Source organism: Saccharopolyspora griseoalba (assembly GCF_042665275.1).
Taxonomy (GTDB): domain Bacteria; phylum Actinomycetota; class Actinomycetes; order Mycobacteriales; family Pseudonocardiaceae; genus Saccharopolyspora; species Saccharopolyspora griseoalba.
In genome coordinates this window covers 281,817-305,656 of the sequence record NZ_JBHTCJ010000007.1, presented here as the reverse complement: position 1 = coordinate 305,656, position 23,840 = coordinate 281,817, and the positions used below count along the sequence as shown (strand labels likewise).

Sequence of the window (23,840 nt, the reverse complement as noted above, 5' to 3'; positions counted from 1 at the left end):
CGGTTTCGCGTCTAGCGGGGGTCGGTGATCCGATGCGGGTGCTCGCGCTCAATCCGGGGTCGTCGCGGATGAAGGGCACGCTCGTGGAGCGCGGCGTGGCGCACGACTCGGCGTCCTGGCCCGGCGCCGACGAGTCCTCCGACGAGCGCGCGGTGGACGACGCGGTGCGGCGCTGGGGACATCCCGACGCCGTGGCCGTGCGCTTCGTGCACGGTGGCTCGCGAGCTCGGCCGGAGCTGGTCGACGACGACCTGCTGGCGCGGTTGGCGCGGCTGACCCCGCTGGCTCCGCTGCACCAGCCGCTGTCGCTCGGCGTGGCCAGCGCCGCGCGCTCGGTGCTGCCGGACGTGCCGGTGGTGGCCTCGTTCGACACCGCCTTCCACCGGGGGCTGCCGAAGGCCGCGGCCCGCTACGCGCTGCCCCGCACCTGGTCCGAGCGGTTCACCCGGCACGGCTTCCACGGGCTGTCCTGCCGGTACGCGCTGCGGCACACCTCGGACGTGCTGGGCGTGCACCCCGGGGAGGTGCGAATGCTGTGCTGCCACATCGGTTCGGGCGTGTCGGTCACCGCCGTCCGGCGGGGCACCAGCGCGGACACCTCGATGGGCTTCACCCCGCTGGAGGGCGCGGTCATGTCGACCCGCTCGGGGTCGGTGGATCCCGGCCTGCTGCTGCACCTGCTCGACTCCGGCGAGGTCGACCTGGCCGCGCTCGCCGACGCGCTGCAGCACCGCTCCGGGCTGGCCGGGCTCAGCGGCACCAGCGGCGACGTGCGCGAGGTGCTCGCCGCGCGCGCCCGCGGCGATCGGGACGCCGCGCTGGCGATCGACGTGTTCACCCACCGGCTCCGCCGCGAGATCGGTTCTTGCGCGATGAGCCTCGACCGACTCGACGCGATCGCGTTCACCGGCGGGGTCGCCGAGAACCAGCCCGGGCTGCTCGGCGAGATCCTCGACGGGCTCGCCCCGCTCGACCTCACCGTCGACCGCGAGCTCCTCTTCGGCAGCGGCGACCGCTTGGTCAGCGAACCGGGCACCGGCGCTGCGGTGCTGGTGGTGGAGTCCCGCGAGGACCTCGAGCTGGCGCGCGACGCGCGCGACGCCCTGCGGCCCTGACCGCCACGCCTTCGGGCTACCGGCCCGCTGAATGGATCGCCGCATCTCGGGTACCCCGTGGACCGGACGCACCCGAGCAGGCCGACGAGGTGAGGAACATGGCTGAAGGGCTCCGCGATCCCGTCGTCGCCGGATTCGACCTCTCGGATTCCTCGCGCCGGGCGGCGCAGTGGGCCGCTGGCGAAGCCGCGCGCAGACGCCGGCCGCTGTTGCTGCTGCACGTGCTGTCCTGGCCGTTCGAGGACTTCGTGCCGATCCGGGTGCCGGGCGAGGAGCAGGTCACCGAACCGCTGCAACGCGCGCTGCAGCGCGAGATGGAGGCGCTGCGGGCGCGCTTCCAGCAGGCCGATCCCGACCTCGTCGTCGAGGTCCGGCTCCCGATGGGCGATCCGGCGCGCTCGCTGGGCGAGATCGCCGCCGAGTCCGAGCTGCTGGTGCTGGGCGGCCCGAAGGTGGGCCGGGACTCCCACCCGCTGGGCGCCACCGCGGTGGAGCTGCTGAGCCGCCGCTCGGGGGCGCCGGTCGTGGTGGTCCGCGGCGAGGACTCGCCCCCCGACGGCCCCGTGGTGGTGGGCGTGGACGGTTCCGGGGTGAGCCGCCGAGCCGTGGGCTACGCCTTCGAGGCCGCCGCGCAGCGCGGCGGCGAGCTGGTGGCCGTGCACTCCTGGAGCGACGTGCCGTTCAACCCCTTCGACGTGCTCGACGAGTGGGAGCTGCAGTGGGGCGAGATCCGCGACAAGTCCGAGGTCGTGCTCGCCGAGGCGCTCGCCGGCTGGCAGGAGGAGTTCCCGACCGTCGAGGTGCGCCGGGTCGTCACCGCGGCCGAGCCGGTCGGCACGCTGCTCGGCGAGGCCCGCGGCGCGAGCTTGCTGGTGGTGGGCAGCCACGGCCGGGGAGCGGTGCGCCGCGCGCTGCTCGGCTCGGTCAGCCACGGCATCGTCAACCGCGCGCCCTGCCCGGTCGCGGTCGTCCCCGCGAAGTGAGCCGCCGATGACCGCCGAGACCGAACCCTTCCCCCGCCAGCACGACCTCCGCTCGCCCGAGCCGATCGAGGCGCGCCGCGTGGACGCGTGGTGGCGGGCGGCGAACTACCTCGCCGCCGGGCAGATCTACCTGCTGGACAACCCGCTGCTGCGCGAACCCCTGCGGCCCGAGCACGTCAAGTCCCGGCTGCTGGGGCACTGGGGCACCGTTCCGGGCATCACGCTGACCTACGCGCACCTCAACCGGCTGATCGTGCAGCGCGGGCTGCGGGTGATGCTGGTGACCGGTCCCGGGCACGGCGCCGCGGCGCTCAACGCCGCCGCCTGGCTGGAGGGGACCTACTCCGAGCTCTACCCGGACGTGGCGCAGGACGTCGACGGCCTGCGCGCGCTGCTGCGCCAGTTCTCCTTCCCCGGTGGGGTTTCCAGCCACGCCTCGCCCGAGGTGCCGGGATCCGTCCACGAGGGCGGCGAGCTCGGCTACTCGCTGGCGCACGCGACCGGGGCGGCGCTGGACGACCCGGACCTGCTGGTGGCGTGCGTGATCGGCGACGGCGAGGCCGAAACCGGGCCGCTGGCCGCGAGCTGGCACGCCCCGGCGTTCCTCAACCCGAGGACCGACGGCGTGGTGCTGCCGATCCTGCACCTCAACGGTTACAAGATCGCCAGCCCCACCGTGCTCTCCCGGCTTCCCCGCCCCGAGCTGCTCACCCTGCTGCGCTCGCACGGCTGGCAGCCGATCGAGGTCGCCGGCGACGACCCGGAGCAGGTGCACCAGGACTACGCGCGGGCGCTGGACGAGGTCGTGGACCTGATCACCGAGGTGCGCAAGACCGCGCCGGGATCCGGGCAGGCGCGGTGGCCGCTGATCGTGCTGCGCACCCCGAAGGGCTGGACCGGTCCGCCCGAGGCCGACGGGCTGCCGATCGAGGGCCACTGGCGCTCGCACCAGGTCCCGCTGACCTCGGTGCGGGAGAACCCGGAGCACCTGGGGCTGCTGGAGGACTGGCTGCGCTCCTACCGCCCGGAGGAGCTGTTCCTGGACAGCGGAGCACCGGTGGAGGGCGTGCGGTCCTGGTCACCGCGCGGCGAGCACCGGATGAGCGCTTCCCCCGCCGCGCACGGCGCCGCCCAGCGGGGGCTCCGGCTGCCCGACGTGCGCGCGCACGCGGTCGAGGTCGCCGAACCCGGTCGGGGCTTCGGCGAGGCGACCAAGGCGCTCGGCGAGTACTTGCGCGAGACCGTGGAGCTCAACTCCCCGCAGCGCAACTTCCTGCTGTTCGCGCCGGACGAGCACAGCTCCAACCGGCTGGACGCCGTCTTCGGGGCCACCGGCCGCCGGTGGCAGCTGCCGGTGCAGGACACCGACACCGACCTCGCGCCGGACGGGCGGGTCTTCGAGGTCCTCTCCGAGCACCTCTGCCAGGGCTGGCTGGAGGGCTACCTGCTCACCGGCAGGCACGGGCTGATGTCGAGCTACGAGGCCTTCGCGCACATCGTGGACTCGATGGTCGCCCAGCACGCGAAGTGGCTGCACACCGCTTCGCAGATCCCGTGGCGACGTCCGGTTCCCAGCTTGAACTACCTGCTCACCTCGCACGTGTGGCGCCAGGAGCACAACGGTTCCTCGCACCAGGACCCGGGTTTCGTCGACCACGTGCTCAACAAGCGCCCGGAAGTGGTGCGCACCTACTTCCCGCCGGACGCGAACTGCCTGCGGTCGGTGGCCGATCACTGCCTGCGCACCGCGCAGCTGATCAACGTCATCGTGGCGGGCAAGCAGCCCGCCCTGCAGTACCTCTCGATCGAGCGGGCCAGGGCGCACTGCGAACGCGGTCTGGGCGTGTGGAGCTGGGCGAGCAGCGATCTCGAGGGCAGCACCGACGTCGTGCTCGGCTGCGCCGGCGACGTGCCCACCCAGGAGGTGCTGGCGGCGGTGGAGATCCTGCTCGGGCTGGAGCCCGACCTGCGCGTGCGGGTGGTCAACGTGGTCGACCTGGCGCGGCTGTTCTCCGAGGGGCACCACCCGCACGCGATCAGCGACAGCGCGTTCGCGGCGGTGTTCCCGCCGGGAGTGCCGGTGGTGTTCGCCTACCACGGCTACCCGTGGCTGATCCACCGGATGACCTACCGGCGCCCCGGCCACGACGGGTGGCACGTGCACGGCTTCCACGAGCACGGCACCACCACGACGCCGTTCGACATGTGCGTGCGCAACGACGTCGACCGCTACCACCTGGCGCTGGCCGCGCTCGAACAGGTGCCGCGCTGCGCAGACCGCCTCGGGCACCTCCGCGAGCACCTGCTCGAACGCCTCACCGCCCACCACGACCACGTCCGCGAGACCGGGCAAGACCTCCCGGAGATCCGCGAGTGGTACTGGGGCGCCGGGAGCTCGGCCTGAGATCGCCCGGGTCCGCGGTTTCAGGCCGGGCCGCCCGCGCCAACGTCGTAGGCGACCAGCACGTCGTCCTCGACGACCTGGACGCAGGCGCGGCGCAGCGGGATCCCGTCGGCCACGCGGCGGTTGTGCAGATCGCCGATCGCTTCGACGCCCGCGCCGAGGATGCGCGGGGCGATGCCGGTGACGACCCGGTCGACCAGGCCGGCGCGCAGCATCGAGGTGAGCACCCGCGCGCCGCCCTCGACCATCAGCGCCCCCACCCCGGCGTCGCGCAGCGCCGCCAGCGCGGCCGGCAGGTCGACGCCATCGGGCCCGGCGGGGACCTCCCACACCTCGGCGCCCGCCCGCCGGACCCGCTGCCGGTCCCGGGTCGCGGCCCGCGCCGTGGTCACCAGCACGGTGGGCGGCCCGCCGCCGAGCACCTGGGCGTCGCAGGACGTGCGCAGCGCGCTGTCGAGGACCACGCGCAGCGGCGACCGCCCCTCGACCAGGCGCACGTTGAGCTTCGGGTCGTCGCTGGCGACCGTGCCCGAGCCCACCAGCACCGCGTCGCACCGGGCCCGGACGGCGTGCGAGATGACCCGCTCCCGCTCGCAGCTGATCCACTTCGCGTCCCCGCCGGTGGCCGCGATCCGGCCGTCGAGGGTCTGCGCGTACTTCAGGACCACGTGCGGGCGCCCCGGGTGCGCCCGGATCGCGCCGACCAGTTCGGCAGCAGCTGCGACGGCGTCATCCGCGGGCGGGTTGGTGGTCGTCATGTCGTCCTCTCCGACGGGAACGGGTCCGGTTGCCGTCCCAGGACCGGCCCAGGGCCAGCGCACCGGGCAAGCAGCTGACGAGGCCGAGCACGCCGAAGAGCACGGCGGCGGCGAACCCGGCTGCCGGGTCCAGCCCGGCGGCGCCGAACGCAGCGGCGGTCACGCCCTCGCGGGGGCCCCACCCGCCGATGTTCAGCGGGATCGACATGGCGAGCAGCCCGGCGGTCAGCAGCGGGAGCAGTTGTCCCAGCGGTGCTTCGGCCCCGGCCACCCTGGCGGCGAGGACGAACATCCCCAAGTGGCAGGTCAGGGCGAGCAGCGATAGCAGCACGACTCCCGGACCGCAGGCGCGGGAGAGCAGCGCGGTGCGCGCGTCCGCGCACCAGCCGCGCGCGCCCGGGCGGGCGCGCCGACCGGCCCCCGCTCGTCCCCTGGACAGCGCGCCGGCGGCCAGCGCTGCGACGACCAGGGCGAACCCGATTCCCACCGCACCCGCCGAACCGGCGATCAGCAGCAGCGCGGCCAGCACCACGACGGCCTGCCCGCCCACGCGTTCCACGACCACGGCTCGGAACCCGGCCCGGCCGCCGGAGCCGGGCAACCCGTGGGCGATCGCGCGGTGCGCGTCGCCCACCAGCCCGGCGGGCAGCACCGAGTTCACCAGCTGCGCGCGGTAGACGTCGGCCAGCGCCGCGGGCATCGGGACCGGGGCGCCGAGCGCCCGGGCGACCAGTCGCCAGCGCGTCGCGGTGGCCAGCGCGGCGACCGCGCCCAGCGCCAGGGCGGCGATGATCGCGCCGGGATCCAGCGAGCGCAGGCCGGACAGCACCGCGCGGGTGCCGAGCCGCTCGGCGAGCAGCACCAGCACGGCCGCCGCGAGCGCGCCGCCGACCCAGGCCCGGCCCCTCATCTGCGCCCTCCGGCGGGCAGGTGGAGCACGTCGAGGTGCCCCACGGTCACCACGAGCCGGCCGGCCGCGCACTCGTCCAGGCGCCGGTGCTGGTAGGCCTCGGCGTGGGCGGCGAGCTCGGGGCGCTGCGCGCAGGCCGCGCCCAGCCAACCGTCCAGCCAGGACGCGGTCAGCTCCGGCCGCGCCGAACCCAACCGCCACGGGCTGGGCCAGGTCAGCGCCGCGCCGCCGCGGGCGAGCGCCCGGGCAGCGCGCCCGCCGGCGTCGGGTCCGAGCAACCGGCGACCCGCGACGGTCCGGCGCTGGTGGTCGTTGAAGGCGGCGGCGAACTCCCGGTCGAGCGGTTCGGCGGGTTCGAAGACGACCTCCCCGGTGACGTTGAGCGTCAGCAGCGCCGCGCACCCGGCCTGGAGGCACGCCGCGACGATCGCGTCGAGCTCCTCGGCGGTGAGCAGGTCGAGCAGCGCCGAGGAGGTCACCAGCGCCGTCGCGGCGAGATCGCGGGCGCGCAGCTCGGCGAGGTCCGCGTGCAGCGCGGTGACCGGAGCGGCGCAGTCCTGCGCGGCCCGCGCCAGCAGCCGCGGGTCGCTGTCCTGCAGCACCCACTCGGTGATGCCGGGCAGTCGCGGCGCCAGCCAGCGGGTCATCGCCCCGGTGCCGGAGCCGAGATCGCGCGCCGTTCCGGACAGGCCCGCGAGGTGCGCGACCAGTTCGGTGGAGCGGGCCGCGGCATCGGCCTCCTCCCGCAGGGCGAGCCACTCCGGCGAGCACACCGCCGAATCCACGCGCGTCATCGCGGTTCCTCCCGAGCGCGGCGCGGATTCGCGGCGGACGGCGCGCCGCGCGCTTCGCCGGTTTCGGGCTCCAGCAGTCGCCGCAGCACCGCGCCGACGGCCGCGACCGCGGTCGTCCAGGTCGGCAGGGTCGCGCGCCGCGCTCCCGCCCGGCGGCGGGCCTCCGCGCGCAAGCCGGGGTCCTCCAACCACCGCCGCAGCGCGTCGGCGAGGGCGGCGGGGTCGCCCGGCTCGGCGAGCAGCTCGGGCATCGCGGCTTCGCCCAAGGCCTCGCCGGTGCCGCCGGTCCGCGTTGCCAGGACGGGGATTCCGCGGGCCAGCGCCTCGGTCGCGACCATGCCGTAGGCCTCGGTCCGCGAGGGCACGACCACCAGATCGGCCCTCGCGTAGGTGGCCTCCAGGTCCGCGGTCCCCTGCGGCCCGCGCAGGCCGATCCGACCGGCCAGCCCGGATGCGGTGATCGCCCGGCGCAGCTCGCCGGCGAACCCCGGGTCGCGCGATCGCGGTCCCACCATCCGGCAGGTCCAGGGCAGTTCGGCCAGCCGCGCGAGCGAGTCGGCGAGCACGTCCTGGCCCTTGGCCGGGGTGAGCGAACCGACCGCGAGCAGGCTCGTCGCGCCGTCGGTACCGGCCGCCAGCGGCGCTCGATCGACCCCGGGCCGGGCCAGCACCAGCGACGCCGCGTCGACGCCGTGCTCGCGCAGCCGCTCACCGGTCCACCGGCTGGTGACCACCACCGCGCGGGCCGCGGCGAGCAGGGCGCGCACGTCGGGGTGGACGGCCGTGCCCCGCTCCTCCCCCGGTGGGACGTGCACCAGCGGCACGACGTCGAGGCGCGCGGTGTGCGGCAGCAGCTCCTGCGGCGCCGCGTCCGCGAGCAAGCCGTCGACCAGCACCGCCCCACCGTCGGGGATCTCGGCCAGCGCCCGGGCGAGCTCGGCCGCGGCCCGCTCGCCGGCCACCCCGACCTGCCTCACCGGGCATCCCGCGGCCCGCAACCCGTCGCGGAGCCTGCGGTCGTAGGCGTTGCCGCCGCTCGGGCGCATCGGATCGTCGACGTCGTCCGGGACCAGGAAGTCCAACGCCCTGGCCATCACAACTCCCGCTCGTAGCAGGCCGAGGCCACGTGCGATTCGCTCAGCGACACCGCGATCCCGGTCAGCCCCCGCGCGCCCGTTCCGAGCTCGCCGGCCCGCACCGCCTCGGCGAGCCGGTCGGCGACCACCTTGGCCAGGAACTCGGTCGAGGTGTTGACCCCGGCGAAGGCCGGTTCCTCGTCGAGGTTGCGGTAGTCCAGCTCGGCCAGCACCTCCTTGAGCGCTGCCCCGGCCCGACCGATGTCGACGACGATCCCGTCGGCGTCGAGTTCCGGGCGGCGGAAGGTGGCGTCCACGACGTAGGTCGCTCCGTGCAGGCGCTGCCCGGGACCGAACACCTCGCCGCGGAAGCTGTGCGCGACCATGAAGTGGTCGCGGACGGTGATGCTGAACAATGCTCGCTCCTCACCGGGGATCCTCCCCGTAGTCGACCCGAACCGCCAGGGCTCCGGAGGCGATCCGGGACATCTCCTGGGGCAGTTCCTCGAACCGGACCTCGCGGCCGATCAGCGCGTCGAACACCGGGTCGGCGAGCAGGTCGAGGGCCAGCGCGAGCCGGTCGGCGTGGCTGCGCCGACCGCGACGCGCTGGTGCGACCGCGCCGACCTGGCTGCTGCGCACCGACAACCGGCGGGAGTGGAAGTCGCCGCCCAGGCCCACCTCGACGGTCCGGTCGCCGTACCAGCTCAGCTCCAGCACGGTCGCCTCGTCGGCCAGCAGCTCCAGCGACCGGCTCAGCCCGGCACCGGTGCCGCTGGTGTGCACCACGAGATCGCGCTCGCCGCTGGCCTCCGCGGGCGAGGCGAAGTCCGCGCCGATCCGCTCGGCGATCGCCGCCCGCGCCGGGTCCACGTCGACCAGCTCGACTCGGGTTCCGGGGATGCGCGCCGCCAGGACCGCCACGCCGCAGCCGACCTGCCCGGCGCCGACCACGCTGATCCGGTCGCCGAGCAGCGGCGCCGCGTCCCACAGGGCGTTGACCGCCGTCTCGACCGTGCCGGCCAGCACGGCTCGGCCGGGCGGCACGCCCTCCGGGACGGGGGTCACCGACTCGGCGGGGACGACGTAGCGGGTCTGGTGCGGGTAGAGGCAGAACACCACGCGCCCCACCAGGCGATCCGGTCCTTCCTCCACGAGGCCGACGTTGAGGTAGCCGTACTTCAGCGGCCCGTCGAAGGAGCCCTCCTGGAACGGAGCGCGCATGCGCTCGTGCTGGTCGGGCGGCACCCCGCCGCGGAAGACCAGGCCCTCGGTCCCCCGGCTCACCCCGCTGTGCAAGGTGCGGACCAGCACCTCTCCCGGTCCCCTCGGCGGGAGGTCGACCTCGCGGAGCTCGCCGCGCCCTGGCTCGGCCAGCCAGAAGGCCCGGTCAGGCGGTGCGCCGCCGCCGGATCTGGCAGCGTGATGGTCATGGTCGGTTGCCGGTCCGCGCACGTCGCGCCCTCCTGGAGCACCGGCAGGCAGCTCGCCGCGGTCGGCGTCGGCCAGGTAGCGCTGCTGGCGGTCCTGGCCGGAGCCGGGCTGGGCCGGGTCGGGCTCGTCGTCGGGGCGCTCCACCTGGTGGTCCTCCTGCTGATCGTGGCCCGCGGGGCGCGGCGCTGCGGCCTGCCGGTCCTGGGCCCCGCCGACCTGGTCACCGCCATCCGGGCCGCGCTGGGCGGCGGTTGCGCGGCCCTCGCCTCCGATGGTCTCGCCACCGGCGCCACTTCGGCCAGAGCGCTGGTCGCGATCGCCACGATCGCGCTGGTGCTCGACGCCCTCGACGGACGCATCGCGCGGTCGACCGGGACGGTCTCGGCCTTCGGCGCCCGCTTCGACATGGAGGTCGACGCGTTCCTGCTGCTGGTGCTCAGCGCGCACGCGACGGCGATCGTCGGCTGGTGGGTGCTCGCGATCGGCGCCATGCGCTACGCCTTCGCCGCGGCCGGGTGGCTGCTGCCCTGGCTGCGCGGGCAGCTCCCGTCCCGCCGCTCGGCGAAGGCGGTGGCCGCGGCCCAGGGCGTGGTCCTCGTGGTCGTCGCCGCCACCGTGCTCCCACCGCCCTGGCCGGAGGTGCTCACCGCGCTCGCGCTGATCGCCCTGGCGTGGTCGTTCGCGCTCAGCATCACCTGGCTGTGGCAGCACCGAAGCGATCCGGACTGAGGTCGAGGCGTCGTTCCACCCGCCTGCGCGTCACCCGTCCGTGTGCCTGCCGTCGTCGCGGCGCCGCTCCTCGTCGGTGCGTCCAGGAGCGGCCGGGACGCCCAGGTTGTAGCGCACCCCCACCATGCGGATGGCGAAGCACACCGCCGCGGCCGCGAGCGCGGTCACCGGGCCGTAGATCTCCAGCCGCACCGCGGCCACCGTCAGCGCGGCCCCCACCAGCGCCGGCACCGCGTAGAGATCGCTGGTCAGCACCGAGGGGACGCGGCGGATGACCACGTCGCGCAGCGTGCCGCCGCCGACCGCGGTGAGCGCCCCGAGCAGCACCGCCTGCACCTCACCGAGCCCCAGCGCCAACGCCTTGCCGGCACCGGTCACGCAGAACACGCCGAGCCCGATCGCGTCGAAGACGTTGATCAGACCGGTGAAGCGCTCCAGCGGCACGCTCAGGAAGAACGCCACCAGCGCTCCGGCTGCGGCCACGCCCAGGTAGAGCGGGTCGGTGAAGGTCGCGGGCGGCAGCGAGTCGATCAAGGTGTCGCGGATGATCCCGCCGCCGAGGGCGGTCATCATGCCCAGCGTCACCACGCCCACGATGTCCAGCCGCACCGCGCGGACCGCGGTGAGCGCGCCGTTGAGCGCGAACGCGAACGTCCCGGTCAGGTCGAGGGCGAGCAGCAGCGGCGTTTGCGACATCGGTCCAGTGTGTCCGCCATCCCCGCGCAGCACCGAGTCTTTTCTCCGATCACGGAGCTACCAGCGGGGCACCGCCCGCCACCGAGATGCCGTCGCCGAGGTAGCCGTCGACGTCGTCCTCCCCGAGGACCCGCAGCGCCCAGCTGCGCCGCTCGTGGTCGATGACGTGCAACTCCCACACGCAGGCGAACAGCTGCGGCTCGGCCGGGACGAACTCGCCGCCGGGACCGTCCCGGAACAGGCGCTGGCAGAGGATGTCGTCCTCCCACCAGTGCACGAGCAACCACACGGCCTCCTCGCCGCGGTGCACGACCACGAATCCGCTGCCACCGCCACCGGGCAGCACCGAAGCGGCCGTGCCGCAGGCCGAGTCGAGCACCTCGGCGGAGGTCGCCGCTCCGTCGGCGCTGATCGCGTAGACCTTCACGGACCGACCGGCGACCTCCCGGACTCCGTGGAAATCGGTGCGGCGCAGGGAGAACATCGGGAGCTCCTCGATCGATCTGGTCGGGCTTCGCCGACGCTACCGCATCTCGCCGCGCTCACCGAGGTCGTGGCGCGCCCGTCCTCCGGAAGAGCCCTCCGGGCGCCGCGCTCAGGGGGCTCCTCCGGCGAACGGGCACCACGTTCACGGAGCGCAGGTACCCGGGTCCAGGTTCAGCGCCGGGTCGTCGCCGGGCAGGTCCTGGAAGGGAGCCTTGGTCCACTCGCCGGTGCTGTTGCCGCTGAAGACCCACCACGAGGTCGTCCCGTCGAACTTCCCGGTGGAGCTGTCGTACTGTGCCCGGACGGTGCGCAGCATCGGCCCCTTGCCCGGGTCCTCGCACTGGTAGCCGAGCCGGGCGGTGGCCCCGCCGCCCTCGTGGAAGGTGAACGGCTGCCCGCCGCTCTGCACGGCGACCACGCCGATGGCCGGGTCGTGCTTGAACAGCTGGAAGTGATCGGTGTTGGCCCCGGCCGTGGTGATCACGGCGATCTCGGCGGCGCCGTCGCGGTTCACGTCGGTCACCCGCGGTGGTTGCAGCACCGAGTAGTTCGCGGGCGCGGTGGTCTCGACCGGGCCGCGCGGCAGCACGAACCTGATCACTTGCGTGGCGTCGTCGACCTTGCGCACGGTGACCGGTTCGGTCGAGCCGTCGCCGTCCACGTCGGCGTGGACCACCTGCTTGTCGGCAGCCGGTTGCGCGGCCGCCGCCTGCCCGAAGACCAGCGCACCGGCTCCGGCCGCCGCGACGGTGCCCAGGCACAGCTTCCCCCTGCGATGCATGCGAATTCCCCCTGGATGCGTACGAAGATTCCCCCTGGAGCCCGCCTTCGAGGCGGACCTGGCCGGAAGACGCCCGCACCCCACCCGGGGTTGCCCGCGGTCTCCCTCTTTTCATCAGAAGTCCCCGAGCACTGTGCTCGGGGACTTCTGATGAAAGAAGGGAGACGAGGTCAAGCCCTCGTCATCGCGCCACGTACGCGCTCAGCAGCGCCTGCACCTCGTAGACGTCGACGCCCTTGCCGAACTGCTTGGCGATCGGCTCCGGCGCACCGGAGATCCAGATCTTGAGCTCCGCGTCGAGGTCGAAGGTGCCCGCGGTCTCCACCGCGAAGTGCGTGATGGCGCGGTACGGCACCGAGTGGTACTCGATCTTGCGCCCGGTCATGCCCTGCTTGTCCACCAGGATCAACCGCGTGTTGGTGAACACGAACGAATCCCGGACCAGCTGATAGGCGGCCTGGATCTCCTCGCCGGGAGCCAGCAGCCGCCCGAACTCCTTGGTCGCCGCCCCGAGATCGGTGCTCGAAGCGTTCCCCATCATCCCGTTGAAAAGCCCCACGCGTTCGCTCCCCGTTCGCGATCTCCGTTCCCTCGACCACACTAGCGAAGACCGCGCGGTGGCCGCGGGCTCAGAGGCGAGGAAAACCACCGGGCGTATGGGTTTCCGCGCGAACTGCCCGGCGGCACTCGGGTCGCGGATCACTGCGATTGGGATTTGTGTCATGGCGCACTGCGCCGACGATCTCGAATTCCCCGAGAATCGCGACCCGCTCACCAGCGCGACTACCGAGCGGACTTCCCCCGACACGCAACGTGATTGGCGATTCGCGGTGCGCCTGATTGCGGTTCGACCTGGCCGGTTGAGAGCATGTCCGCCGTCAGAGCAGGCCGGACTCCGCAGGTCGCGCCTGCTAGCCCCGATGAGAGGTCGAACCCGTGCTGAACGCGCTCCCCGGAACTGTTTCAACTGCTGGCCCGCCGAATGCCCTCGCGCAATTCAATCCGATCGTCACCTGGTTCACCACCAACGCCAGCAACTTCATTTCCGGACTCATCAACATCGCCATCATCCTGGTGATCGCGTTCCTGGCACGGGCGGTCCTCGGCCGGCTGATCACTCAGCTGATCAAGCGGATCGTCTCCTCGCAGCAGAAGATCGGCGCGGCCAAGACCAAGGCCAGCCGAGTGGTCATGAAGTCCAACGGGGACAGCGAAGCCCACCGCCAGGAGCGCCAGGAACAGCGCGCGAAGACCATCGGTGCGGTGCTGCGCAGCATCGCGTCGTTCCTGATCTTCGGCGTGGCGTTCATGATGATCCTCAGCGAGTTCGGGATCAACCTCGGCCCGATCCTGGCCAGCGCCGGCGTGCTCGGCCTGGCGATCGGCTTCGGCGCGCAGAGCCTCGTGCAGGACTTCCTGTCCGGCCTGTTCATGATGGTCGAGGACCAGTTCGGCGTCGGCGACGTCGTCGACGTCGGCGACGCGGTCGGCACGGTCGAGGCGATGACCATGCGCGTGACCAAGATCCGCGACCTCGACGGCAACCTCTGGCACGTGCGCAACGGCGAGATCATGCGCGTGTGCAACATGAACCAGGACTGGGCCAACGCGGTCATCGAGATCCCGCTGGACTACTCGGTCGACCTGCCCAAGGCCAAGGACAGCATGGAGGCCGCGCTGGGCGAGTTCGCCGGGGACCCGGAGTTCCAGTCCCAGATCCTGGAGAAGCCCGAGGTCAACGGTGTGGTCGGCATCGGCAACGGCGCGGTGACCATGCGCGTGATCATCAAGACGAAGCCGGGCGCGCAGTGGGCCATCGGCCGCGCCGCCCGCGCGCAGCTCAAGCAGCGGTTCGACCAGGAGGGCATCAAGGTCGCCAACCCGCTGCTGCCCCTGGACGGAGCCGGGGCCACCAAGCAGGGCTGACATCGCGAGCGACCGATGCCCGCGCCGGTTCGCCGGCGCGGGCATCGCGCTTTTCCGAGCAGAGGCCGCGCTTCCGGTTCGACACCCCAGGACGGGCCTGTTTAGCATTCCCCACCCGTTTCGCGCATTTCCCCGACAGGCTCCTTGGAGCGCGGATGCACCAGACCGACAGCAGGACCGATCTGGGACCGGTGCGGTTCCTGGCCGCCTTCGCCTCGCTCGGCGCCGGCCTGATCCACCTGGCGGTCACCCCCGACCACTGGCAGGCGTGGACCGGCTACGGCGTCTTCTTCCTCAGCATCGCGCTGTTCCAGGCGATCTGGGCGACCGCCGCGATATGGGCTCCCCGCCCGCCCCTGCTCGCCCTGGGCCTCGCGGCCAACGCCGCGACCATCGCCCTGTGGGGCACGACCCGGCTGTGGGGGCCGCCGCTGGGCCCGGAAGCCTGGGCACCGGAGTCCGTCGGCGTGCCGGACGCGCTGACGGTCGCGCTGGAGGCGGTGGCCGTGCTCGCCGTGGTGTGGTTGCTGCTGCCCCGCGCGCCCGCTGCGATTTCCCGGGGCGCCCACCACCTCGCGGTCGGCGCGACCTTCGCGGCCGTCGCAGCGGTCACCGCGCCCGGCGTCGTCGCAGCCTTCGGGCACGATCACGGCAGCCACGGCGAGCACGCCGGTCACGAGGAGCACGCCGACCACAGCGGTCACCGCGAACCCGGCCACCACGCGCCGGCCGCACCCCCGGACCCCGCATCGGTGCCGCCGCCACCGCCCGGCGACGGCCACGCCGAGCACGAGCACCACGGCCACTGACCCCGCGCGGGGCGTCCCCCGGCTCAGCCCGCGAGCGAGGTGACGATGCTGGCGCAGAGCTCGTAGGTTGCCCAGAGGCCGACCGCGCCGATCAGCACCAGCACCGCGGTCTCCCACCACCTGTTGACGTAGCCCTCGGCCATCAGGCTGCGCCTCGAGGTCATGGCGATCAGCCCCACGATGATCGCCGGAACGGTCAGCACGTTGACCGAGTTGCCGAGCAGCGTGATGATCACCATTCCCGGCATCCCGGGAAGCGAGAACACGATCGGCACCGTCATGATCACCGTCAGGACGGTCCAGAACAGCGGGTCGTAGGAGAAGGTCTCCTTGTCCGGGACCCCGGACAGGTCCCGCTTGGCGCGGATCCGCTCCACCCGCTCCGGGCGCTTCTTGTGCAGCGACTCCACGAACATCCGGACGAACACGCGGGGCTGGGTCACGATGTTGTTGAACACCGTGAAGAACACCGCCAGCCACATGATCGGCGGACCGGCCGGGCCGATCGCTTTCTCCATCATGCTGGCCAAGCCGTCGGCCGAGGACACGCTCTCGCCGGTGCCGTGCAGCGTCTCGGCGGCCACCACCCACACGGCCAGCACCAACCCGAACATCACGAAGCTGCCGAACCGCAGGTCCAGGCGCTGCAGCTTGCGGTACTCGGTGCCGCGCCAGCCCTTCTCGTGCATCAGGTACGGGTAGAGCAGGTTGGCCGCGGAACCGCCGACGGCCCCGATGAGCCCGACCGCGGTGCTCGCGGCCGTGATGTAACCGGCCTCGCCGGGCGGCAGGCTGAAGGCCAGACCGCCGAACAGCTTCGGCAGGTCCAGCCCGGTGCCGAACAGCGCCAGCAGGAAGCACAGCACCAGCACGGCCATGGTGATCTGCGCGACGATCTCCAGCCCGCGGAAGTGCCCCGCGCGGCGCGACGCCAGCGCGAAGGCCATGGCCGCGGTGACCACCGCCCACAGCGGGATGCCCCAGGCGCCCAGCGGGAGCACCCCGCCGACCAGCGCGTCGATCGAGGTGGCCGCGGCCAGGGTCAGGAACGAGACGTAGACGAAGCCGAGCACGCAGGTGGTGATCCCGATGAACATCGGGAACCCCTTCCAGATCCGGCCGTAGCCGTCCAGGATCGTCTCGTCGCCCACCGCGTTGCACAGCTGGTACTTCGACATCGACGAGACGATGAAGTACCGCGAGACCGTCGCGATCACCAGCGTCCAGATCAGCGCGTAGCCGAAGGTGGAACCGGACACCGAGGCGCTGATGAAGTCTCCGGTGCCCAGCCAGGACATCACCACCACGATGCCCGGGCCCATCCCCTTGACGAAGCCCCACCAGGTGTCGGGCGGACCGGCCGCGGGGCTCACCGCCCCGGTCTTGACGCTTGCGTTGATTTCACGTGCCATGGCTGCTCCATTGCAGTGCCGAAGGTCAGCGGAGCGGCGGTTCCTCAGGAACCGTCCGCCACCCAGGCCGGCGGCACGCGCACGTGCTTGACGGCCCGGCGGAAGTAGGTGAAGGCGATGTGCAGATCGCCGTCCGCGGTCTGGGTGATCGACGGGTAGGAGAGCTCCCGGTTGAGCCCGTCGCGGGAGTTGTTGGTCAGGCAGTAGCCGTCGCCCACCTCCACGTCGCGCCGCACCGGCCAGGTCCTGCCGCCGTCGGCGGACAGCGCCACGGTCAGCGGGGCGCGCGGGGCACCCCAGAACGCGGTGCCTGCCGGTTGCTCCGGCTCCGCCGCGCCCGGTTCGGCGATCGAATCGCCGTCGATCTCGTCGTAGAGCGAGGCCCGCCGCTCGGTGGCGTCGGCGGCGCTGCTGGCGTTGCACGCCAGCGCGAGGCGCCCGTCGTGCAGCGCGGTCACCTGGATCGACGAGTTGTTGTTCGGCAGTTCGGTGGGCTCCGGTTCGCTCCAGGTCACGCCGTCGACCGAGCGGCTGGCGAAGATCGCGTCGGCTTGCCGGCGCCGGAACAGCGCCAGCAGCCCGCCCTCGGCCAGCGGCACCACGTTCATGTGCACGCAGCCGGTGCTGTTCGGGACCTCGTGGTGCGTCCAGGTGGAGCCCCGGTCGTCGGAGACGAACACCGCGCTGGTGTCCTCGTCCCCGCGCCACCGACCGGTTTCCGGGCGCACGCAGTGGAACACCGGCAGCAGCCAGCGGCCCGAGTCCAGCACGACGACCGGCTGGCGGACGAACACGCCCGCGGTGTCCGAAGCGGGGATGAGCGTCCGCGGAGCGCTCCAGCTGCGGCCCCCGTCGCAGGAGACCACCTGCCGGACCTCGGCGGTGTCCTGGTCGCCGGAGCGCTGCGCGGTGTAGAGCAGCCACAGCTCGCCACCGGGCGTCGGGAACAGCACCGGGTTCTGCTCGGAGCGCTCGGGATCGGCGGAGACCTGCACCGGTTCGCTCCAGCGCCCCTCGTCGTCGAGCCGGGCGAACCAGACGTTGATGTCGGAGAGCCCCTCCTGCGTCCCGGCGAACCAGGCGCAGCCGAGCTCCCCGCCGGGAAGCGGCATCAGGTTCGCGGCGTGCGACTGGGCGGTGCCCGCGCTGAGGAAGGTCTCGTGGCGGACCGGGTCGTCGGCGACGGCGCGCAGCACGCCGTCCGTGATCAGCTCGGTCACGACTGCGCCGCCTCCAGGTGCTCGCCCGCCGCGCGCTCCAGGTGCACCAGGTCGCAGGCCACGCTGGCGAAGGTGTAGCCCTGCTCCAGCCTGCGAGCAGCGGTCGCGCCATCGGGCGTGTGGATGCCCGCCGCGATGCCCGCTTCGGCCGCGGCGCGGTGAACCTCGTCGACCGCGCGCTCGAACTCCTCGGCCACGGCCGGATCGCCGGGGAAGGCGCCGCCGACGGCCAGGCACAGGTCGGAGGGGCCGACGTAGACGCCGTCGATGCCCTCGGTCGCGCAGATCTCGCGCACGTTGGCCAGGCCCTGCGGGGTTTCGATCATCGCGAGCACCACGGTGCTGTCGTCGGCGTCGGCCGGACGCGGTCCGATCCGCAGGCCCGAGCGCATCGGGCCGTAGGAACGGCGTCCGCGCGGCGGGTAGCGCGTGGCGCTGACCGCCGCGCGGGCGTCCTCGGCGGTGTCGACCAGCGGGACGATGACGCCACCGGCGCCGGCGTCGAGCGCGTGGCCGATGGCGGCCGGATCGTTCGCCTCGACCCTGGTCAGGCCGACCGACCGGCCGCCCGCGTCGATGGCCATCATCGCGTTGAGCAGCCCCGAGTAGCCGAGCAGGCCGTGCTGGGCGTCCACGGCGACGTAGTCGTAGCCGAGCCGGGCGATGCGTTCGGTGCCGATCGGGTTGTCGAGCACCACCCAGTACCCGACCACCCTCTCGCGGGCGCGCAGCTTGCGCGCGAATTCCGCTGCGGACACGGAAGTTTCCTCTCGTCGTGGCGAATTCAGCGGTTGTAGGCGGGCATCGGGCCGCGCAGGAACGCTCCGACGGCGTCGCAGGCTTCCTGCACCTCCGGCGGGAGCGGTCCGGCTCCCAGGGCGGCGATGTTGGCCTCGAGCTGGTCGACCTTGGACCCGCCCAGCAGCACGGCCGAGCTGACCGGCCTGCCGAGCACCCAGCGAAGCGACAGCTCGACCAGCGAGATGCCTGCGTCGTCGGCCACTGCGGTGAGCCGTTCGATCGCCTCGAAGAGCCGCTCGTCCCAGTAGCGCTTCCGGTACATCTCGGCGAGCCGGGAATCGGCGAACCGACCCGAGGACGGGTCGCGCTCGAAGCTGTGCCTGCCGGTGAGCAGCCCGCCCGCGAGCGGGTTGTAGACCACGGTCAGCAGGCCCGCGGTGTCGGCGAACTCGGCGTACTCCTCCTCGACGCGGCGCGCGAGCAGGTTGTACAGCTGCTGGGCGATCACCGGGCGCGGCGCGCCGACCTGGTCGGCGACGTGGTCGAGCTCGGCGATCTGCCAGGCCGCGAAGTTGGACACGCCCAGCGCACCGATCTTGCCCGCCTCGATCAGCCTCGCGATCTCGCCGAGCGTGTCGGCCAGCGGGGCGGCGCGGTCGGGCTGGTGCAGGTAGAACAGGTCGATGCGCTCCACGCCGAGGCGCGCCAGGCTCCCGTCGACGCTGGCGCGCAGGCCCTCCGGGGACAGCGGCGAGTGCTCCCCGGCGTCCGGGTGCGGCATGCCCGCCTTGGTCGCGAGCGACACGCGGTCGCGGCGGGCGGGCAGCAGCTCGCCGAGGATGCGCTCGGTCTCGCCCCCGGCGTACCCGTTGGCGGTGTCCACCGCGGTGATGCCCGCGTCGAGCGCTGCGTCGAGCATCCTCGCCGCTCCGGCGGCATCGACGGTGTCGCCGAACGTCATCGTCCCGAGCACGAGGGACGACATGGGGACCTCGACGCCGGGCGCCTCCAAGCGCGAAACGGTCATGCGGGAACTCCTCGGGGAACGGCGGTGGCCACCCGGCCTCGTTGTGCGGATCACCTTCGCAGGATTGCGCGTTTCGCGCAATGCCTGTGGCGCGAAACGCGCAGACGCGCTAGCGTGGCCCCCGCACCGCGAGGCTGGTCGCAGATCGGCGGCGCGCATCGGGACGAGCTAGCCACGAGGAGCACCACGTGCTGGACACAGCTTCATCAGGGCTCCTCGCCCTGGCCGACGACCTGTCCGGGGCCGTCGAGGCCGCCGCGTGCCTGCGCCCGCTCGGGTGGCCCACCGCGGTCGAACTCGCCCGCCTCGATACCCCTCCAATTGCGCACAACGCGCAGGAGGTGACCGTGATCGACCTCGACAACCGAGCGCTCGCGGCGACCGAGGCCGGCCGTACCACCCGCGCTGCGCTGGACCGGGCCACCCGCCCGGTCTTCATCAAGATCGACTCCCAGCTGCGCGGCAACGTCTCGGCCGTGCTGGGCGCCGCGGCCGACCGGCCGCTGGTGGTCGCACCCGCGCTGCCCGCGCTGCACCGGACGGTGCGCGGCGGTGTCGCGCACCTGCGCGGCGTCCCGCTGCACCGCTCGACGGCCTGGCGCGCGGAGGCCGATCGCCCGCCGCAGGACGTCGCCGAAGCGCTCGCACCGCTGCCCTGCCGCAGCATCCCGATCGACGTGGTGCGCTCGCACGACCTCGGCGCGGCGCTGGCCGAATGCCTCGCAGCGGGCCGGGTTCCGATCTGCGACGGGGAATCCGACGCCGACCTGGACGCCGTGGTCGCCGCGGTGCCCGAGCGGGCCCGGCTGGCCGGTTCCGGCGGCCTGGCGGCCGCGATCGGTCGCGCCGCGCGGCGTCCGGCGGTAGAGGTGCCCCCACCCGCGAGCGGGAACCCGCTGCTGCTGGTCGTCGGCACCGCCTCCCCCGAGGCCGCCGAGCAGCTGCGCCTGGCCGAAGCGCGCGGAACGCGCACCGTCGCCTGCCGCACCGCCGATCTGATCGGGCGGGGAACCAGCGAATCAGCCCTGTCCCGCGCGCTCGTCGCGCTCGAGCGCGGTCCGACCGCGCTGAGCATCGACGCGGCCGAACCGGTCGACCCCGACCAGGCGCGAGACCTGGTGCGCGGCCTGGCGAGCACCGCAGCCCGCGTGGTCGAGCGCTGCCCCCGGCCGGTCGATCTGGTGCTCACCGGAGGCGAGACCGCGCGGCTGGTGCTGGACGCGCTCGACGTGCGGACGCTGACGCCGATCGATCAGGTCCACCACGGCGCGGTGCGCAGCAGCACTCCCGCGGGCACCTCCGTGGTGACCCGCCCCGGCAGCTTCGGCGAGCGCGACGGCCTCGTCCGGATCGTCGAACACCTCCGCCCCGCAGGAATCGAAAGGTTGACGAAGTGAACAGTGACTCCACCACCCCCGCGATCGCCGTGACCATGGGCGACGGAGCGGGCATCGGCCCCGAGGTCACGGTCGGGGCGCTGCTCGACGAGACCACCGCCACCCGCTGCCGCCCCGTGGTCATCGGCGACGCGGCCCGGTTGCGCCGCGCCGCGAGCGTCCTCGGGGCCGACGCCGAGGTGGTCGCGGTCGACTCGGTCGACGACGCGGTCTTCGCCCCGGGGCGGATCAACGTCGTCGACCTCGGCCTGCTGCCCGCCGATCTGCCCTGGGGAGCGGTCAGCCCGGTGGCGGGAGACGCCGCGTACCACTACATCCGGGTGGCCAGCGAGCTGGCGATGAGCGGTGCGGTGCAGGGCATCTGCACCGCACCGCTGAACAAGGAAGCGCTGCACGCCGCCGGGCACGTCTTCCCCGGGCACACCGAGCTCCTGGCCCACCTGACCGGCACCGAGGAGGTGTCGATGATGCTGGCCACCCCGGCGATGAAGGTCATCCACGTGACCACCCACATCGGACTGATCGACGCGGTGGCCGCCATCGAACCCGGAATCGTCGAGCGCACCGTGCGCCGCGGCGACCGGACCCTGCGCGATTCCGGGGTGCGCGAACCGCGCATCGGCGTGTGCGGGATCAACCCGCACGCCGGGGAGAACGGCCTGTTCGGCCACGGCGAGGAGGAGCGGAAGGTCGTCCCCGCGCTGGAGCGGCTGCGCGCCGAGGGCGTCGACGCCCAGGGGCCGCTGCCCGCCGACACCGCGTTCTTCCTGGCCACCCGCGGCGAGTACGACCTGATCGTGGCGATGTACCACGACCAGGGGCACGGTCCGGTGAAGGTGCTGGGCATCGAGACCGGCGTGAACATCACCGTGGGCCTGCCCGTCATCCGCACCTCGGTCGACCACGGCACCGCCTTCGACATCGCGGGAACAGGCAAGGCCAGCGCCGATAGCATGATCGAGGCCATCCGCCAGGCGGCCAACCTGTGCGCCGCGAGGTGAACGAGAGGAACGCGATGCCCCGGGGAGCCCGCGAGCGGCGTGCCGCCATCCTGGAGCTGGCCAGCACCTCCGGCCTGACCAGCGTCGAGGAGCTCTCGGCGGCCTTCGGGGTGACCGCCTCGACCATCCGCCGCGACCTCGCGCAGCTGCAGTCGGCCGGCCAGCTCGCGCGCACCTACGGCGGCGCGATGGCGCTGGACGGCCAGCTAGAGGCCTCGGTGCGCCAGCGCAACGGGGAGGCCGCCGGGGCCAAGGAGGCCATCGCCAGGTGGGCCGCCGATCAGGTGCGGCCCGGCGAGACGATCCTGCTGGACTCGGGCAGCACCACCACCGCGCTGGCCCGCGAGCTCGCGCACCGGCGGGATCTGACGATCGTGACCACCGCGATCACGGTGCTGCAGGAGCTCGCCCACGCCGCGGATCTGCGGGTCGAATGCCTCGGCGGTTCGCTGCGCCAGCTCAGCCAGGGCTTCGTCGGTCCGCTCGCCGAGGCGGCGCTGGACCGGATGAGCTTCGACCGGGCGTTCCTCGGCGCCGACGGGGTCACCGCCGAGCACGGCATCTGCGAGGCCGATCTGGAGCAGACCCGGCTCAAGGAGCTCATGGCGCAGCGCGCCGACCGGGTCTACCTCCTGGTGCACGCGGCCAAGCTCGGGCACCGTCCGTTCCGGGCGCACGCGCCGATCGGTCCGGAGTGGACGCTGGTCACCGACCCCGGTGCGGAAACCGCTGCCACGGCGCCGTTCCACGCCCGCGGCATCGATCTCGTCGTCGTCGACCGCGCGCACCGGGCACCTGCTTCGCGGGCCGGGTGAGCTCCTCGGTTCCGGAGAGCTCACCCGGCCCGCGCGGGCTCAGGAGCCGGTCGCGGCGCGCTCCGCGGGCGCGGCCGCGCCGTAGCGCTCCTGCTCGATCAGCTGCAGGCTCTTGCCCTGCGTGCGCGGGGCGAACAAGGTCCCGGCCAGCAGCGAGGCGGCCAGCAGGCCGAGGATCAGCACGCCCAGCCCCTGCAGGCCGAGCTGGGTCAGCAGCACCGGGAACACGACGCTGAGCAGCCCCACGACCACGCGCGCGGCCAGGAACAGCACGCCCTGCGCGCTGGCGCGGTAGCGCGTGGCGAACAGCTCGCTGGTCCACAGGCCGTAGAAGGCCTGCGCGCCGATGCCCGAGGACACGCCCCAGCCGACGGCGAAGAACAGCAGCGTGGCCGTGCTCGCCGGCCCGTAGATCAGGGCCGCCCAGGCCACGATGCCCAGCGCGGCACCCGAGAAGTACAGCCACCTGCGGCTGACCCGGTCGGCCAGCAGCATGAAGCCGAGGTAGGTGGCCGCGCTGGTGCAACCCCACAGCAGGACCTGAACCAGGTACTGCTCGGTCTCCGAGGTGAAGCCCGCCGCCTCGTACACGCGCGGCTGGAAGATCCCGGCCTGGCCGGCGACGGCGTTCCACAGCGCGTACACGGCGAAGAGCAGGGCCAGCGCGGTCAGGTTGGCGCGCATGGTGAACAGCTCGCGCAGGCTCCGGAGGAACGAGATCCGCCCGGACTGAGCGGATTCGCGATCGCGCCAGATCTGCGACTCCGGCAACCCGCGCCGCATCCACCACGCGATGGCGGCGACCACGAAGAGGTGCGCGAAGATCAGCCTGCTGCCGGTCAGCCCCATCGGCGCGACCACGACCGCCAGCAGGTACCCGACCATCGGCCCGATCGACCAGGCCAGCTGGGCGGTGCCGACGTGCGCGGCTCGGCGGCCGGGCGGGGCCTCCTCGGCGATGTAGGTCCACGAGGCCGTCACACCGGCGCCGACCGCGATGCCGGTGAGCACGAACGCGATCAGCAGCATCCCGAACGACATCGCGAACACCGCGAGCAGCACGCCGAGCATGTACAGCAGCAGGTCGTAGGTGTAGATGAACTTCCTGCCGTAGCGGTCGCAGAGCGGGCCGCCGATGGCGGCTCCCGCGGCCGCGCCGAAGGCGTTCGCGCTCAACGCGGCGAGCAGGCCGACGGCCAGGTCGTCGAGCCCGAACCGCTCCTGCCACAGGCTCAAGCTCGTGGCGATCGCGATGATCGAGCCGGCCTCGATGTAGTTGGACATCGCGACCGCGATCGTCGCTCGCCAGCCGGTCGTTCGCTTGCT

Annotated in this window: 24 protein-coding genes; 9 read left to right on the top strand and 15 right to left on the bottom strand. The window is 73.2% G+C overall.

Annotated elements, in window-relative coordinates; translation table 11 throughout:
* Positions 1-32 precede the first annotated feature (32 nt).
* The 3 genes from ACFQRI_RS16105 to ACFQRI_RS16095 all read left to right on the top strand — a co-directional run bounded on the left by ACFQRI_RS16105 (position 33) and on the right by ACFQRI_RS16095 (position 4,502).
* Positions 33-1,115 carry an acetate/propionate family kinase gene (locus ACFQRI_RS16105; RefSeq protein WP_380669289.1) on the top strand — a complete coding sequence of 361 codons (1,083 nt, stop codon included), beginning with the start codon at positions 33-35 and terminating at the stop codon, positions 1,113-1,115.
* A gap of 98 nt (positions 1,116-1,213) precedes the next feature.
* Complete coding sequence (locus ACFQRI_RS16100; RefSeq protein WP_380669288.1) at positions 1,214-2,098, top strand: universal stress protein; 885 nt, start codon at positions 1,214-1,216, stop codon at positions 2,096-2,098.
* Between the two features lie 7 nt (positions 2,099-2,105).
* On the top strand, positions 2,106-4,502 hold the full coding sequence (locus ACFQRI_RS16095) for a phosphoketolase family protein (RefSeq protein ID WP_380669286.1): 2,397 nt from the start codon (positions 2,106-2,108) through the stop codon (positions 4,500-4,502).
* A gap of 20 nt (positions 4,503-4,522) precedes the next feature.
* On the opposite strand, the gene ACFQRI_RS16090 is transcribed toward ACFQRI_RS16095, so the two are convergent.
* From ACFQRI_RS16090 to ACFQRI_RS16065, 6 genes are read right to left on the bottom strand one after another with little or no spacing between them, the layout of a single operon-like run.
* Positions 4,523-5,260, bottom strand: a complete 738-nt coding sequence (locus ACFQRI_RS16090; RefSeq protein WP_380669284.1) for a RibD family protein — start codon at positions 5,258-5,260, stop codon at positions 4,523-4,525.
* A complete protein-coding gene (locus ACFQRI_RS16085) occupies positions 5,232-6,170 on the bottom strand; it encodes a lysylphosphatidylglycerol synthase transmembrane domain-containing protein (RefSeq protein ID WP_380669282.1) in 939 nt (312 codons plus the stop codon). The genes ACFQRI_RS16090 and ACFQRI_RS16085 overlap by 29 nt, the downstream gene beginning before the upstream one ends.
* Positions 6,167-6,964, bottom strand: a complete 798-nt coding sequence (locus tag ACFQRI_RS16080) for a methyltransferase domain-containing protein (protein ID WP_380669280.1) — start codon at positions 6,962-6,964, stop codon at positions 6,167-6,169. Before ACFQRI_RS16080 ends, ACFQRI_RS16085 begins: the two co-directional genes overlap by 4 nt.
* A complete protein-coding gene (locus ACFQRI_RS16075) occupies positions 6,961-8,058 on the bottom strand; it encodes a glycosyltransferase family 4 protein (RefSeq protein WP_380669278.1) in 1,098 nt (365 codons plus the stop codon). The genes ACFQRI_RS16080 and ACFQRI_RS16075 overlap by 4 nt, the downstream gene beginning before the upstream one ends.
* Complete coding sequence (locus ACFQRI_RS16070) at positions 8,058-8,456, bottom strand: 6-pyruvoyl trahydropterin synthase family protein (RefSeq protein WP_380669276.1); 399 nt, start codon at positions 8,454-8,456, stop codon at positions 8,058-8,060. The genes ACFQRI_RS16075 and ACFQRI_RS16070 overlap by 1 nt, the downstream gene beginning before the upstream one ends.
* A 10-nt stretch (positions 8,457-8,466) precedes the next feature.
* Positions 8,467-9,417 (bottom strand): zinc-dependent alcohol dehydrogenase, encoded by a 951-nt coding sequence (locus tag ACFQRI_RS16065; RefSeq protein ID WP_380669395.1) that lies wholly within the window; start codon positions 9,415-9,417, stop codon positions 8,467-8,469.
* A gap of 54 nt (positions 9,418-9,471) precedes the next feature.
* Between ACFQRI_RS16065 and ACFQRI_RS16060 the strand changes: the two genes are divergently transcribed.
* Positions 9,472-10,203, top strand: coding sequence for a CDP-alcohol phosphatidyltransferase family protein (locus tag ACFQRI_RS16060; protein WP_380669274.1), 732 nt, complete (start codon positions 9,472-9,474; stop codon positions 10,201-10,203).
* 30 nt (positions 10,204-10,233) lie between these two features.
* Here the strand turns inward: ACFQRI_RS16060 and ACFQRI_RS16055 are convergent, their stop codons facing one another.
* The 4 genes from ACFQRI_RS16055 to ACFQRI_RS16040 all read right to left on the bottom strand — a co-directional run bounded on the left by ACFQRI_RS16055 (position 10,234) and on the right by ACFQRI_RS16040 (position 12,725).
* Positions 10,234-10,899 carry a trimeric intracellular cation channel family protein gene (locus tag ACFQRI_RS16055; protein ID WP_380669272.1) on the bottom strand — a complete coding sequence of 222 codons (666 nt, stop codon included), beginning with the start codon at positions 10,897-10,899 and terminating at the stop codon, positions 10,234-10,236.
* A 49-nt stretch (positions 10,900-10,948) separates the two neighbouring features.
* Complete coding sequence (locus ACFQRI_RS16050; protein WP_380669270.1) at positions 10,949-11,383, bottom strand: hypothetical protein; 435 nt, start codon at positions 11,381-11,383, stop codon at positions 10,949-10,951.
* Positions 11,384-11,527: 144 nt separating this feature from the next.
* Positions 11,528-12,166, bottom strand: coding sequence for a hypothetical protein (locus tag ACFQRI_RS16045; RefSeq protein WP_380669268.1), 639 nt, complete (start codon positions 12,164-12,166; stop codon positions 11,528-11,530).
* 181 nt (positions 12,167-12,347) lie between these two features.
* On the bottom strand, positions 12,348-12,725 hold the full coding sequence (locus ACFQRI_RS16040) for a PH domain-containing protein (RefSeq protein WP_380669266.1): 378 nt from the start codon (positions 12,723-12,725) through the stop codon (positions 12,348-12,350).
* Between the two features lie 377 nt (positions 12,726-13,102).
* Here ACFQRI_RS16040 and ACFQRI_RS16035 point away from each other — a divergent pair, with 377 nt between their 5' ends.
* Together ACFQRI_RS16035 and ACFQRI_RS16030 are read left to right on the top strand one after the other, a co-directional pair.
* A complete protein-coding gene (locus ACFQRI_RS16035; RefSeq protein ID WP_380669264.1) occupies positions 13,103-14,092 on the top strand; it encodes a mechanosensitive ion channel family protein in 990 nt (329 codons plus the stop codon).
* 155 nt (positions 14,093-14,247) lie between these two features.
* Entirely contained in the window at positions 14,248-14,901 is a 654-nt protein-coding gene (locus ACFQRI_RS16030; RefSeq protein WP_380669262.1) for a hypothetical protein, read from the top strand.
* A gap of 23 nt (positions 14,902-14,924) precedes the next feature.
* Here the strand turns inward: ACFQRI_RS16030 and ACFQRI_RS16025 are convergent, their stop codons facing one another.
* From ACFQRI_RS16025 to ACFQRI_RS16010, 4 genes are read right to left on the bottom strand one after another with little or no spacing between them, the layout of a single operon-like run.
* Complete coding sequence (locus ACFQRI_RS16025; RefSeq protein ID WP_380669260.1) at positions 14,925-16,313, bottom strand: Nramp family divalent metal transporter; 1,389 nt, start codon at positions 16,311-16,313, stop codon at positions 14,925-14,927.
* A 44-nt stretch (positions 16,314-16,357) separates the two neighbouring features.
* Positions 16,358-17,533 carry a sialidase family protein gene (locus ACFQRI_RS16020; RefSeq protein ID WP_380669258.1) on the bottom strand — a complete coding sequence of 392 codons (1,176 nt, stop codon included), beginning with the start codon at positions 17,531-17,533 and terminating at the stop codon, positions 16,358-16,360.
* Complete coding sequence (locus ACFQRI_RS16015) at positions 17,530-18,291, bottom strand: HpcH/HpaI aldolase family protein (RefSeq protein WP_380669256.1); 762 nt, start codon at positions 18,289-18,291, stop codon at positions 17,530-17,532. Before ACFQRI_RS16015 ends, ACFQRI_RS16020 begins: the two co-directional genes overlap by 4 nt.
* Positions 18,292-18,317: 26 nt before the next feature.
* Positions 18,318-19,301: an aldo/keto reductase gene (locus tag ACFQRI_RS16010; RefSeq protein WP_380669254.1), complete on the bottom strand. Its 984-nt coding sequence runs from the start codon at positions 19,299-19,301 to the stop codon at positions 18,318-18,320.
* A gap of 188 nt (positions 19,302-19,489) precedes the next feature.
* On the opposite strand from ACFQRI_RS16010, the gene ACFQRI_RS16005 reads away from it, so the two are divergent.
* Genes ACFQRI_RS16005 through ACFQRI_RS15995 form a run of 3 tightly spaced genes read left to right on the top strand, consistent with a single transcriptional unit; the run spans position 19,490 to position 22,514 of the window.
* Positions 19,490-20,698: a four-carbon acid sugar kinase family protein gene (locus ACFQRI_RS16005; protein ID WP_380669253.1), complete on the top strand. Its 1,209-nt coding sequence runs from the start codon at positions 19,490-19,492 to the stop codon at positions 20,696-20,698.
* On the top strand, positions 20,695-21,699 hold the full coding sequence (gene pdxA, locus ACFQRI_RS16000) for a 4-hydroxythreonine-4-phosphate dehydrogenase PdxA (RefSeq protein WP_380669251.1): 1,005 nt from the start codon (positions 20,695-20,697) through the stop codon (positions 21,697-21,699). The genes ACFQRI_RS16005 and pdxA overlap by 4 nt, the downstream gene beginning before the upstream one ends.
* A gap of 14 nt (positions 21,700-21,713) precedes the next feature.
* Positions 21,714-22,514, top strand: a complete 801-nt coding sequence (locus ACFQRI_RS15995) for a DeoR/GlpR family DNA-binding transcription regulator (protein WP_380669249.1) — start codon at positions 21,714-21,716, stop codon at positions 22,512-22,514.
* A gap of 39 nt (positions 22,515-22,553) precedes the next feature.
* On the opposite strand, the gene ACFQRI_RS15990 is transcribed toward ACFQRI_RS15995, so the two are convergent.
* Entirely contained in the window at positions 22,554-23,798 is a 1,245-nt protein-coding gene (locus ACFQRI_RS15990; protein WP_380669247.1) for an MFS transporter, read from the bottom strand.
* Between the last annotated feature and the right edge of the window lie 42 nt (positions 23,799-23,840).